Genomic DNA, 12,598 nt, shown 5'->3' with positions numbered 1-12,598 from the left:
TACAAAGGATTGAACAAGAAAGGCGGAGTTTTTCTTCAATCTCCGCCTTTCCTCCATATAATAAATCAATTGTTATTCTTCAGTATAACGCTCGATGGTCTGTGCTCTGTCTGGTCCTACAGATACAATCTTGATTTCTACACCAAGCTGTTCTTCCAGGAAAGTCAGGTAAGCATTGAATTCTTCCGGGAATTCATCTTCGCTCTGCATCTTGGTCATATCTGTCTGCCAGCCCGGAAGCTCTGCATATACAGGTTCTACGCCTTCTGTGATGTCATACGGGAAGTAGTCGATCTCTTCACCGTTCACTTTGTAAGCAACACACGCTTTGATTGTTTCGAAAGTATCGAGTACATCGCTCTTCATCATAATCAATTTGGTAACTCCGTTTATCATAACGGAATACTTCAACGCTACCAGGTCGATCCATCCGCAACGACGTTTACGACCGGTTACAGAACCGAATTCATGTCCCAACGTACACATCTTGTCGCCTGTTTCGTCAAACAGTTCTGATGGGAACGGACCTGCTCCTACACGAGTACAGTATGCCTTGAAGATACCATATACTTCACCGATACGGTTAGGTGCCACTCCAAGTCCGGTGCAGGCTCCCGCACATACGGTATTGGAAGAAGTCACAAACGGATATGAACCGAAATCAATATCAAGCATAGTACCCTGCGCTCCTTCACAAAGCACGCTCTTACCATCCTTCAACAGGTTATTCACTTCATGTTCGCTATCTACGAAATGGAATTGTTTCAGGTATTCGATACCTTCCAACCATGCTTTTTCCAGTTCAGTAAGATCGTATTCATAATTCAAGCTCTTCAGAATTTGTTCGTGACGAGCTTTTGCGGCAGCATACTTCTGATCGAAATTATGAAGAATATCACCTACACGAACACCGTTACGGCTCACTTTATCCGTGTAAGTAGGGCCGATACCCTTACCAGTAGTTCCTACTTTAGCATCACCTTTGGCTGCTTCGTATGCAGCATCCAGAATACGGTGTGTCGGAAGAATAAGATGAGCTTTCTTTGAAATGTGCAAACGTTCTTTCAGCGGATGACCCGATGCTTCAAGTGCTTCTGCCTCTGCTTTAAACAATGCCGGATCAAGTACCACACCGTTACCGATGATGTTTACCTTGTTTCCTTGAAAAATACCGGAAGGAATAGAGCGAAGCACATATTTCTGTCCTTCAAACTCAAGCGTGTGACCGGCATTCGGGCCGCCCTGAAAACGAGCAACCACATCATACTTAGGTGTTAAAACGTCGACTACTTTTCCTTTACCTTCGTCGCCCCATTGTAATCCTAATAGAACATCTACTTTCATTTTTCTTTTTTATTGTTGTTATTTACTTTTTTCCGTTTGTTAGCTCTGTCGCACTTACTACATACTCCATATATATATAAGGAGTAATGCGAAAGCTGGAAGCGGCTCAATTTCGTATTTTCAATGGCTTGCTGCAGTTCCTCGTTCTGAAACTCGGTCACTTTACCACATTGAGTACATATCTGATGATGATGTGTCTCGCGATTATATGATTTTTCGTATTGGGAGGAAGTACCGAACTGATGCTTAATGACCAGCCGTGCATTGATAAGAAGAATAATGGTGTTGTAGAGAGTCGCCCGGCTCACCCGGAAATTCTCCTGGTCCATCATTCGTGAATAAAGCATGTCAATATCGAAATGACCGTCGATAGAATAAATAGTATCGAGTATGGCGTAGCGTTCAGGAGTCTTTCGATGCCCGTTCGCCGTGAGATATTCCGTGAATATCTGCCTTACTGTATCTTTCACGTTTTGAGTTTCCATCATCAGCCAAAATTAGCGCGAACAAAGTTAAGCCTTTTTTGCGGAAAGCAAATGATAAAGAGAAGTTTTTTTAGTTCATCACAGAGTTAGACAGTTTTTTTATAAATTAAATGGAGGCTATCATTCGTTTTGTAGATTGGCTTATATAATAAACGAATAACAAGACGGTTTATTTTTTAGACGCGTCATCCGTGTTATCCGCGTCTAAAAAATTAAACCGTTATTTAATAAAAGGACTTACTCCATGAAAATAAGATTAGTCTACAGCAAGCTCTTCTTTCACCATATTGTAGAGCATCTGCTCTCCTTCCAAAGTAGAATCAGCCATACCTTCCACCAGGCGGCATACTTGAAAAGCATGTTCCTCGCTATGCTGCATATATTTGCGGATAACCAGCAAAGCTGCGTTACGAATATGATAGCTGTCGGAATGTACCGCACAAATCGCCTGGTCGAGCAATTCGCCGGAGGCACGTTCGGTCATATCCCCTTTCTTCATCAGAAGACGGGCGGCAGTCAGGAAACCACAAGTCTGCACGTACTCCTGTTCGTCGGCAATCCAGTGAAAAGATTTGGCCGGAGCATACGGTAAATGCTGGAAGAGATTCATACAAGTCAGTTCTGCTATTTCGATATTCCGGATGTTTTCCACCCAAATATCGGCTATCTCGGGATAAAACGTTTCGATCGGCTGAAGCATTCCCGCCAGAATCTTACACTCACGAATTTCCTCTTTCCATAAAGCCTGCGCCAGGTCATGATTCTTTTCGTAACCTTCGGCAATCATCTTGATACGAGGCAGTTCCACTCCGAAATTGAGTTTATAAACCAGCCCTTTCTCGCGCATACTTTGGGACACAGCCCCGTTCATAGAGAGACGGAGCTGTGTCTTGATATCTTTCAATTGTTCTTTAATATCCATTTCAGATCAGTTGTTTATGGAAGGCAGCGGAGAATAATCAGTGCTGTAACGCAACATTTGTTCTACATAACCTTCATCATAAGAAACTGTGACATCCGTAACGTTTCCGTTTTCATCTGTCACCAGTTCGTATTTCGGATTCACAAAACCTTTATAAGGAGCCAGATTCAACTTCTTATAACGTTCCAGAACTTCTGCATGTAAAGCCGGATCTACTTTTACGGCATAGTTTTCTACCAATGAACGGGCACCTTCAAAGTCGCCTGTCGATTTGATTCGCTGGATTTCAGCCAACAATTCGCCGAAAAGCTCGCGTACTTTCTGATAGTCATTGATAACCACATAAGTCTTTCCGTCTTTCTTCACCAATTCCACCACTTTATCGGCAGCCCCCTTCTCAAATACCCAACGGGCTATCAACTGGCGGTTACGCATGTGAGCTTCTTCCACAGTATTTCCCGGTTCGATACGTACCAATTGCGTCATCAGACCGTTCATCAGATAAGTATAATATTGAGCTTTATAAGCATCGGGAGAAGAGAGAAGTCCCAGTTCCACCAGCTTAGGGTCAGCCACATAATACAATCCGAACAAATCGGCACGCGCCTCTTCGATGGTAGAGCCGTATGCTTTCAAAGCATCAGGATCTACCTCCGGAAGTAACTTACCGGAACCGTGTCCTAAACATTCGTGCAAGTCCGTATGCAGCTCATCCGTTAAATCAGAATACGCATCGATCAGTTGTATTTCCGCATCGCTATAAACAAATTCTTCGTTGAATCCGTTTCCGTGAGCGGCTTTATTATAAGCATCTGTTATATTTCCGATTGTCACCGATTTAGAGCCGTGGTGAGCACGAATCCAGTTTGCATTCGGCAGATTGATACCGATAGCCGTTGCCGGGTAAAGATCACCTGCAAGGATAGCGGCAGTAATCACTTTAGCCGATACCCCTTTTACCTTTTCTTTCTTGAAAGATTTATCTACCGGAGAATGATCTTCAAACCACTGCGCATTGCTACTGATTATCTCTGTGCGGTGCGTTGATTCCAAATCTTTGAAATTCACCAAAGACTCCCAGCTCGCTTTCATACCCAACGGGTCACCGTAACTTTCAGTAAATCCATTCACAAAGTCGATTCGTGAATCAAGGTCTTTCACCCAAAGAATGGCATATTCATCGAAATCTTTCAGATTGCCTGTTTCATAGAATTGAATCAGTTTGGTGATGACGGCCTTTTGTGCCTCATTCTCTGCTACACCTTCCGCTTTCTTCAGCCAATAAACAATCTTCTCTATTGCCTGTGTATAGAGTCCGCCTACTTTCCAAACTTTCTCCTCCAACTTTCCGTTTTCTTTGACCAGCCGACTGTTCAGCCCGTAAGAAACCGGTGTTTCGTCTTTCGGGTCTTTCAGGGCGCTATAAAAACTCTCTGCCTCTTTCTGCGTCACTCCGTCATAATAGTTACAAGCAGAAGTCAACACAAGATCTTCGCCATCTGCCTGGTTTACCCGTTTCGGCATAACAGTCGGATCGAAAATCACCGGAAACAGTTCGGCACAAAGTTGTTCGGCAGTCTGTCCTTTCGCCAACGGCAGCAACTTGGCATCTATACCGAGTACAGCCTGTTTCAAGAACTCCTGCGAGAAGTTGGGCACGAATTTCTCCGTACCATAGTGGTGATGAATACCATTGGAGAACCATACCCTTTTCAGATACACCTCCATATTTTTAAAATCAGGCGTTGTTTTATCTCCCTGATAGTTTGTATATACTGCTTCGAGCATCCGACGGATTCTCAAATTATATTTTCCATTCTGGTCAAACAGAATATCCCTTCCCTCCAGAGCAGCCTCTGTCAGGTAATAAATCAGTTCCTTCTGTTTCAGCGTCAGTTCTTCAAATCCGGGAACTTTATAACGCAATATCTGTAAATCAGCAAATTGTTCCACTGTATAATCAAATTTGTCTGCTTCAGCAGTTGTTGTTTTACTTCCTCCGCACGATGTTAAAAGCGTAGCGGCCACTGTCATTAAAATCAGATGTTTTTTCATAATGCTAGCATTGATTAATTAAAATGAGAAAAGGAATTATCTCCAAAATCTTTCATTTAGAGGTAATTCCTTTTGACTAATTTCGGAACGCGCAATTATTTCTTATTTTCGAGATGTTTTTTGCGATATCCATTAGGAGTCTCACCTACGTTTTTGTAAAATGCAGCGTAAAAAGATTGACGATTTGCAAAGCCAACCATGGCACTAATTTCTTCCACATTTTTGTCGGCATAACGTTTGTCAGTCAATAAATGCAAAGCATCTTTTACTCTGTATTCATTCAACAGGCAAGAATAGTTCATGCCAAAGCGTGAGTTTACTACTGCAGAAAGGTAACGAGTATTCGTCTTCAATTCTTTCGCCAAGTCCTTAGCTGAATAGTCAGGATCCTTGTACTTCTTCTGTACAACGATGATATTCAGGATCTTGTCATACAACTCGTCTGCCAATTCCGGTCTAATCAAAGACCTGTATGCAGCCTTCTTTTCTTTCTTTTCCCTCAAATTGTAGGGACGTTTTTTCGGAGTTTCTTCCGTTTTTTTGTTCTCTAAATCGCTCATTGAATTAACTGGTTAGGGTTTGTTCATTTGTTAATAATTGCTCATTTGCAACGTAACATGTTACAAATGTCTTACTTTTTTTTTAAACACACAATTATTTTGTGCATTTTTTTTCTAAATAAACAATCAAAAACCTTGAAAAAGAAGGAATGAGTCCGAATAATAAGAAACTTTAACTTATTTATAATTCATATCAGAAACAGAAATCTACACATGATGAAAAATTGCCAAAGAAAAATGTACCTTTGCAGCATGGATAAATCAGCATCAATGAGAGAGACTTTAAAGACATATTTCGGGTACGATAATTTCCGTCCTCTGCAAGAAGAAATCATCCGACACATCCTGAACAAACAGGATGCATTGGTATTAATGCCCACTGGTGGGGGGAAATCAATCTGTTACCAACTTCCCGCACTGCTTTGCGAAGGTACTGCCGTTGTCGTTTCTCCCCTCATCTCATTGATGAAAGATCAGGTAGAAGCATTGCTGGCAAACGGCATCGCTGCCGGAGCGCTGAACAGCAGTAATGACGAAACAGAAAACGCTAATCTGCGCCGCGCATGCATTGAAGGTCGCCTGAAGCTGCTTTACATTTCACCGGAAAAACTTTTAGCTGAAAAGGACTATTTGTTGCGGGATATGAACATCTCTCTGTTTGCTATTGATGAAGCTCATTGTATTTCGCAATGGGGACATGATTTCCGTCCGGAATACACACAAATGGGAGTGCTCCACCAACAATTTCCGCAAATACCAATTGTCGCACTAACTGCCACCGCGGATAAAATCACGCGTGAAGACATCGTACGGCAATTGCATCTGAACCATCCGCGTACCTTCATTTCCTCGTTCGACCGTCCCAACATCAGCCTGACTGTGAAACGTGGATTTCAAGCGAAGGAAAAGAACAAGGCTATCTTAGAATTTATCCACCGCCACGGGGAAGAAAGCGGGATTATTTACTGCATGAGTCGAAGTAAGACGGAAACCGTCGCACAGATGTTACAGAAGCAGGGTATCCGCTGCGGTGTTTATCACGCCGGGTTATCCACTCAACACCGGGACGAAACACAGAATGATTTTATTAACGACCGCATACAAGTGGTATGTGCCACCATTGCTTTTGGAATGGGGATTGATAAATCAAATGTCCGCTGGGTGATACATTATAACCTGCCTAAAAGTATAGAAAGCTTTTATCAGGAAATAGGACGTGCCGGACGTGACGGGCTTCCCAGCAATACTGTCCTGTTTTATTCATTAGGCGACTTAATATTACTAACTAAATTCGCTTCGGAAAGTAATCAGCAAAATATCAATCTGGAAAAGCTCCAACGTATGCAGCAATACGCAGAGGCCGATATTTGCCGACGAAGAATCTTATTAAGCTACTTCGGAGAAACAACAACAGAGGATTGCGGTAACTGCGATGTTTGTAAAAATCCCCCTCAACGATTCGACGGTACAGTCATCGTGCAAAAAGCATTAAGTGCCATCGCACGCACAGAACAACAAATCAGCACAGGAGTGTTGATTGATATTCTTCGTGGAAACTATTCTGCGGAAGTAACCGGAAAAGGGTATCAGGAACTTAAAACGTTCGGTGCCGGACGCGACATTCCTCCTCGTGACTGGCAAGACTATCTGCTTCAAATGCTGCAACTCGGCTACTTTGAAATAGCTTATAATGAGAATAATCATCTCAAAATAACGTCAAGCGGAAGTGATGTTCTCTTCGGAAGGACACAAGCGGCATTGGTAGTTATCCAGCATGAGGAAGCAGTTACCCGAAAAGGAAAAAAGAAAAAAGTGGTTATCGCCAAAGAACTCCCCTTCGGCGCGGCAGGCGGCGAAAGCCAAGATTTGTTCGAAGCATTGCGAGGATTAAGAAAACAACTTGCCGATCAGGAAGCTTTGCCCGCCTATATCGTCTTGTCAGACAAAGTGTTGCATCTGCTTTGCATCTCACGTCCCACCACCATCGAAGAGTTTGGAGAAATCAGTGGTATCGGCGAACACAAGAAAAAGAAATATGGAAAGGATTTCGTAAATCTGATTAGACAGTTCGTAGAATAAAAGAAATTCTTGAATAGTATATATTAACGAGTCACCTGACTAATGATTATTCGTTCCACTAAGGTTATCTTTCCGTTCCACAGTTGTTTCCCTTTAGTTCCACATAGGTAGAACTAAAGGGAAACAACTGTGGAACGAACTAATGCCTATAACAAAAGGCGCTCACTTATGTAAACCGGAAAGATATAGTTGGCTTATTAATAACTTCACTTGCATTGCCGCAATTGCTCGTGCAAATCAGCCGGAGGCACTCCCAATGAAATAGCTTTTTCAAAGTCAGCTTTTGCCAGTCCTTTCTTCTTCTGTGCCAGGTAGATATTTCCACGCAACAGATAAGCATCAGCCGAGGCAGCATCCAACCGGATGGCTTCCTCCAAATCGACCAATGCCAAATCTTCATGTTTCATCTCACGTTCCACATCGGCACGGGCAATATAGAGCGTCGCATCTTCAGGAGTGGCCGCAAGCATCTTATTCAATATCTCAAGAGCTTCCCGGAATTTTCCTTCTTTCTGCTCCAAAGTAGCCAGTCCCAGCCGTCCGCTATAGCTCTGCGGATCGAGTTCCAATAAACGATTATAATCTATTCTCGCAGCCGGATAATCGCGGCGGAGCACATAAATATAAGCACGCATCAACAGAGCTTCTTTGTTCTGTTTGTCCTCGTCCAACACCTGGCAATAATCCGTATAAGCACGGTCTGTTTTTCCCATTTCCATATAAATGGCGGCACGGTCGAGCAAAATAGGGACTGCCAAAGGAGCAAAGTTCAGTGCAAAAGAATAAGATTCCAATGCCTTATCAAACTCGCCCAAACGGCGCTGAACCAATCCCAAGTTAGAAAAGAGCAGTGCATTCTTTGCGTTTTTCGGTTCCAACTTCAAAGCCTGAAGCAAAAGTTCCTCTGCCTGGGGAAGACTGTCTTTTTCGATACACTCAATGGCTCTCTCGGACAATTGCTGATAGGTTTGCGCAAAGGTAACAGCCGGAAAACAAAAAAGCAAAACTATAATTATTCTTACCATGGTTCAGGTCTTTTTATAGTGAATGAATTAATCCAATGGATATGCGTCAAAAGCAAACAGTTCGGTCGACAAATAACGCTCTCCCGTATCAGGTAACAACGCTACTATTTTTTTGTTCTTAAATTCCGGGCGTTGTGACAGTTGACGGGCGGCATACACAGCTGCTCCCGAAGAAATACCCGCCAACAGACCTTCTGTTGCCGCTAACTCACGTCCTGCACGAATCGCGTCATCATCTGGCACGCCTATTACTTCATCCACCACCGAAGCATCATAAAGCTTCGGGATAAAATTCGCTCCAATACCTTGAATACGATGCGAAGCCGCCTCTCCGCCTGCCAACACAGGAGATGATGCCGGTTCCACAGCAACAATATAAATATTCGGATTATGTTTCTTCAAAGCACGGGCTACCCCGCAGACTGTTCCTCCGGTACCAACTCCGGCTACAAAAACGGCCACTTCACCATCTGTATCCCTCCAAATTTCTTCACCCGTTGCCCGTTCATGAACAGCAGCATTGGCCGGATTCTCAAATTGTTGCAAAATCACCGAACCGGGGATACTATCACGCAACTCCTGCGCTTTGGCAATGGAAGCTGCCATCCCTCCCAGCCCATCTGTCAATACAATCTGCGCACCCAACGCTTTCAACAGATTCCGCCGTTCCAGACTCATCGTTTCGGGCATGGTCAATATTAGGTGATACCCTTTAATAGTAGCCACCATTGCCAACCCTACACCTGTATTTCCGCTTGTCGGCTCAATAATCGTTGCACCGGGTTTCAATGCTCCACGAGCTTCCGCATCTTCAATCATCGAAAGAGCGACTCTGTCTTTTACACTTCCCGCCGGATTAAAAGCCTCCAGTTTGGCAATAATATTTTGTTCCAGACCATACTTTCCACTATAACCGGAAAGTTCCATCAAAGGGGTATTCCCCACTAAATCTGTTAGTTTCTTTGCAATCTTTGCCATCTTATTACTTCATTTTTGTCACAGACACGACAAAGATATGGAAAAAAAGGTATGTTTTACATCACATCATGAGAAAGATAAGGAAAAGTATAGTAACTTTGTATCCGTTCAATCTTTTTAAGTTTACATATATGAAAAAGAGAATTATACAATTTCTCACGACCTATTTTTTATTTGTTCTTTTATTCGTTCTTCAGAAACCAATCTTCATGGTTTACTACCATGACTTATATACTAATGCATCTTTGGGTGACTATTGCCGCGTCATGTGGCACGGATTACCACTGGATTTATCTCTTGCAGGCTATCTGACCGCTATCCCCGGCATCCTGCTCATTGCTTCCGCCTGGACAAATTCATCCATACTCCGCCGCATCCGGCAAGGATATTTCGGAGTAATAGCCTTTGTCATGGCCTGCATTTTTATCATTGACTTGGGATTGTACGGATTTTGGGGATTCCGTCTGGACGCCACTCCTATTTTCTATTTCTTCTCTTCTCCCAAAGATGCCATGGCAAGTGTCAGTTTTTGGTTTGTTCTACTTGGAATTCTGGCTATATTGATCTATGCAGCAATTCTATACTGTATTTTCTATTGTGTCCTTATCCGGGAGAAAAAGCCTCTGAAAATACCTTATCGACGCCAGAATGTCTCGCTTGCACTGCTTTTGCTGACAGCGGCACTCTTCATCCCTATCCGGGGCGGATTCAGCGTATCCACCATGAATTTAAGCAAAGTGTATTTCAGTCAGGATCAACGCATGAATCATGCAGCCATTAATCCGGCATTCAGCTTCATGTATTCTGCCACCCATCAGAATAATTTCGATAAGCAGTATCGCTTCATGGACCCGAAAATAGCCGACGAATTATTTGCAGAGATGGTAGACAAACCCGTCGCAGCAACAGACAGCATCCCTCAATTATTGAATACACAACGCCCGAACATTATTTTCATTATCCTTGAGAGTTTCTCCACACACTTGATGGAAACTTTCGGAGGACAACCCAATGTGGCTGTCAACATGGATAAATTCGCAAAAGAAGGCGTATTATTCAGCAACTTCTACGGCAGCAGTTTCCGCACAGACCGCGGACTGGCATCTATCATCAGCGGATATCCCGGACAGCCGAGTACCAGCATCATGAAATATCCCGAAAAGACGGACAAACTTCCTTCCATCCCCCGCAGCTTGAAAAATGCAGGATACAGCCTCGAATATTACTATGGAGGAGATGCCGATTTCACCAATATGCGCTCTTACCTGGTATCTTCCGGTATCGAGAAGATTATTTCCGATAAAGATTTCCCTCTGTCCGAACGTACCGGAAAATGGGGAGCACAAGATCACGTTTTGTTCCAGCGCCTGATGAAAGACCTGAAAGAAGAAAAACAAGAAGAGCCATTCCTGAAACTTGTACAGACATCAAGCAGCCACGAACCATTCGAAGTCCCGTTCCACAGACTGGATGACAAAATCCTCAATTCTTTTGCCTATGCCGATAGTTGCGTGGGAGATTTCGTGAAACAGTATCAAGAGACACCGCTATGGAAAAATACACTGTTTGTACTCGTTCCCGATCATCAGGGTGCATATCCGTATCCAATAGAAAATCCGCTGGACGGACAAACCATTCCGCTGATTTTAATCGGAGGTGCAATTAAACAACCTCTGGTAGTAGATACCTATGCTTCGCAAATTGACATTGCCGCCACTTTGCTCGCTCAATTAGGATTACCGCACGATGAATTTACTTTCAGCAAGAATATCCTGAATCCGGGCTCTCCTCATTTCGCATACTTTACCCGGCCGGATTATTTCGGAATGATTACTGCCGACAACCAATTGGTGTATAATCTTGACGCCAATACCGTACAACTGGACGAAGGCACCGCCAAAGGAGCTAATCTGGAAAAAGGAAAAGCGTTCTTACAGAAGCTCTACGATGATCTTGCCAAACGCTAATTATTAAGAAATATGGAATATTTATAAGGTAATATAGGACATTTACTATTCTTTATTGTATATTTGCGACGTTAAAAATAGATCAATAAAGCCTGATGATACATAGCGAAATCGTCCAATTCCTTTCGGAGATAGATACAAATATCTTCTTATCTTTCAATGGTATACACTCCCCTTTCTGGGATTATTTCATGAGTTCCTTCACGGGTAAAATAATCTGGGTTCCCATGTATGCCACCATATTATATATATTATTAAGAAATTTCCACTGGAAAGTTGTCGTATGTTATGTGGCAGCTATCGCGCTCACGATAACCTTTGCCGACCAAATGTGCAGCAGTATCATCCGCCCGGTAGTGGCACGCCTGCGTCCCGCCAATCCGGACAACCCTATTGTGGATATGGTATATATCGTAAACGGGTATCGTGGAGGAAGTTATGGTTTCCCATCGTGCCATGCGGCCAATTCATTGGGTCTTGCCATGTTTGTAGTATTTCTGTTCCGTAAACGTTGGCTAAGTATTTTCATCGTAACTTGGGCAATTCTTAACTGCTATACACGTATATACTTGGGTGTACATTATCCCGGTGATTTACTCGTAGGAGGTATTATCGGAGGATTCGGCGGTTGGCTATTCTGTACTATCGCTCACAAAATAGCCATTTATTTGGAACCTTCCACCCGTACGAAGAGAAAAGATATAAAACAATGGCCAGTCACTATTTATGTAGGATTGCTGACAATGCTCGGTATCATTATATATTCCATAATTAAAAGCTGGTAAGGTTCACCACAGATTACACAGATTCACACAGATTTCAAATGATAAAAAAGATATTCCATAAAAAGAATGAAGAGTAAGTGGAGTTATCAAACAAAATCTGAATATTAAAAATCACCCACGTTATAGATAGTCGTCCCTTAAAAAGTACTCATCTGCGGGATATTGCAAGAAAACAGTGTCCCGCAGATTTTTTCAACAAGTAGCCAAAGAACCCTCATGGCTCTTTTGAAGTTGTACGCTGCTGCGGCTAAGAGCAGATTGACAACATCCCCGAACACACCTTTATAAAAGTTGCGTCCTAAACGAAAGTCTGATTTCAAATGCCCGATAGTCGGCTCTATTCCTGCACGCTTGCAGAATAGCTTATGTTTCTTCTTGCGTGTGTAATAACTGTCTTT

General features: G+C 42.9%; 11 protein-coding genes. 3 read left to right on the top strand and 8 right to left on the bottom strand.

What is annotated here, in order from left to right:
- Positions 1–72: 72 nt before the first annotated feature.
- From HMPREF0106_RS18605 to HMPREF0106_RS18625, 5 genes are all read right to left on the bottom strand, one after another.
- Positions 73–1,344 carry an adenylosuccinate synthase gene (locus tag HMPREF0106_RS18605; RefSeq protein ID WP_004301093.1) on the bottom strand — a complete coding sequence of 424 codons (1,272 nt, stop codon included), beginning with the start codon at positions 1,342–1,344 and terminating at the stop codon, positions 73–75.
- Entirely contained in the window at positions 1,341–1,829 is a 489-nt protein-coding gene (locus tag HMPREF0106_RS18610; RefSeq protein WP_008025868.1) for a Fur family transcriptional regulator, read from the bottom strand. Before HMPREF0106_RS18610 ends, HMPREF0106_RS18605 begins: the two co-directional genes overlap by 4 nt.
- Positions 1,830–2,085: 256 nt before the next feature.
- Positions 2,086–2,751 (bottom strand): DNA alkylation repair protein, encoded by a 666-nt coding sequence (locus HMPREF0106_RS18615; protein WP_004314019.1) that lies wholly within the window; start codon positions 2,749–2,751, stop codon positions 2,086–2,088.
- A 6-nt stretch (positions 2,752–2,757) separates the two neighbouring features.
- Complete coding sequence (locus HMPREF0106_RS18620; RefSeq protein ID WP_008644768.1) at positions 2,758–4,806, bottom strand: dipeptidyl-peptidase 3 family protein; 2,049 nt, start codon at positions 4,804–4,806, stop codon at positions 2,758–2,760.
- 95 nt (positions 4,807–4,901) lie between these two features.
- The gene (locus HMPREF0106_RS18625; protein WP_004301101.1) at positions 4,902–5,366 is read right to left on the bottom strand and encodes a helix-turn-helix domain-containing protein; all 465 of its coding nucleotides are present in this window, start codon (positions 5,364–5,366) and stop codon (positions 4,902–4,904) included.
- A 270-nt stretch (positions 5,367–5,636) separates the two neighbouring features.
- Here HMPREF0106_RS18625 and recQ point away from each other — a divergent pair, with 270 nt between their 5' ends.
- Positions 5,637–7,445, top strand: a complete 1,809-nt coding sequence (gene recQ / locus HMPREF0106_RS18630) for a DNA helicase RecQ (RefSeq protein WP_008025863.1) — start codon at positions 5,637–5,639, stop codon at positions 7,443–7,445.
- Positions 7,446–7,651: 206 nt separating this feature from the next.
- Here recQ and HMPREF0106_RS18635 read toward each other — a convergent pair whose 3' ends face one another.
- Together HMPREF0106_RS18635 and cysK are read right to left on the bottom strand one after the other, a co-directional pair.
- Positions 7,652–8,470, bottom strand: a complete 819-nt coding sequence (locus HMPREF0106_RS18635; RefSeq protein WP_009039275.1) for a tetratricopeptide repeat protein — start codon at positions 8,468–8,470, stop codon at positions 7,652–7,654.
- Between the two features lie 27 nt (positions 8,471–8,497).
- On the bottom strand, positions 8,498–9,448 hold the full coding sequence (gene cysK, locus HMPREF0106_RS18640) for a cysteine synthase A (protein ID WP_009039274.1): 951 nt from the start codon (positions 9,446–9,448) through the stop codon (positions 8,498–8,500).
- A gap of 131 nt (positions 9,449–9,579) precedes the next feature.
- Here cysK and HMPREF0106_RS18645 point away from each other — a divergent pair, with 131 nt between their 5' ends.
- Positions 9,580–11,415, top strand: coding sequence for an LTA synthase family protein (locus tag HMPREF0106_RS18645; RefSeq protein ID WP_083787888.1), 1,836 nt, complete (start codon positions 9,580–9,582; stop codon positions 11,413–11,415).
- A 95-nt stretch (positions 11,416–11,510) separates the two neighbouring features.
- Positions 11,511–12,200 (top strand): phosphatase PAP2 family protein, encoded by a 690-nt coding sequence (locus HMPREF0106_RS18650; protein ID WP_009039272.1) that lies wholly within the window; start codon positions 11,511–11,513, stop codon positions 12,198–12,200.
- A gap of 137 nt (positions 12,201–12,337) precedes the next feature.
- Here the strand turns inward: HMPREF0106_RS18650 and HMPREF0106_RS18655 are convergent.
- On the bottom strand, positions 12,338–12,598 hold a 261-nt coding region (locus HMPREF0106_RS18655), incomplete at its 5' end, for a transposase (RefSeq protein ID WP_008997636.1).

Origin of the sequence: Bacteroides sp. D22, from assembly GCF_000163675.1 — a bacterium.
Taxonomy (GTDB): domain Bacteria; phylum Bacteroidota; class Bacteroidia; order Bacteroidales; family Bacteroidaceae; genus Bacteroides; species Bacteroides xylanisolvens.
This window is presented reverse-complemented; position numbering and strand designations above follow the sequence as displayed.

What these genes read in the sequence shown, in the direction of transcription:
- HMPREF0106_RS18635 (WP_009039275.1), bottom strand. Translation starts at nt 8,470, where the DNA reads ATGGTAAGAATAATTATAGTTTTGCTTTTTTGTTTTCCGGCTGTTACC.
- HMPREF0106_RS18620 (WP_008644768.1), bottom strand. Translation starts at nt 4,806, where the DNA reads ATGAAAAAACATCTGATTTTAATGACAGTGGCCGCTACGCTTTTAACA.
- HMPREF0106_RS18610 (WP_008025868.1), bottom strand. Translation starts at nt 1,829, where the DNA reads ATGGAAACTCAAAACGTGAAAGATACAGTAAGGCAGATATTCACGGAA.
- HMPREF0106_RS18605 (WP_004301093.1), bottom strand. Translation starts at nt 1,344, where the DNA reads ATGAAAGTAGATGTTCTATTAGGATTACAATGGGGCGACGAAGGTAAA.
- cysK (WP_009039274.1), bottom strand. Translation starts at nt 9,448, where the DNA reads ATGGCAAAGATTGCAAAGAAACTAACAGATTTAGTGGGGAATACCCCT.
- HMPREF0106_RS18650 (WP_009039272.1), top strand. Translation starts at nt 11,511, where the DNA reads ATGATACATAGCGAAATCGTCCAATTCCTTTCGGAGATAGATACAAAT.
- HMPREF0106_RS18645 (WP_083787888.1), top strand. Translation starts at nt 9,580, where the DNA reads ATGAAAAAGAGAATTATACAATTTCTCACGACCTATTTTTTATTTGTT.
- HMPREF0106_RS18625 (WP_004301101.1), bottom strand. Translation starts at nt 5,366, where the DNA reads ATGAGCGATTTAGAGAACAAAAAAACGGAAGAAACTCCGAAAAAACGT.
- HMPREF0106_RS18615 (WP_004314019.1), bottom strand. Translation starts at nt 2,751, where the DNA reads ATGGATATTAAAGAACAATTGAAAGATATCAAGACACAGCTCCGTCTC.
- recQ (WP_008025863.1), top strand. Translation starts at nt 5,637, where the DNA reads ATGAGAGAGACTTTAAAGACATATTTCGGGTACGATAATTTCCGTCCT.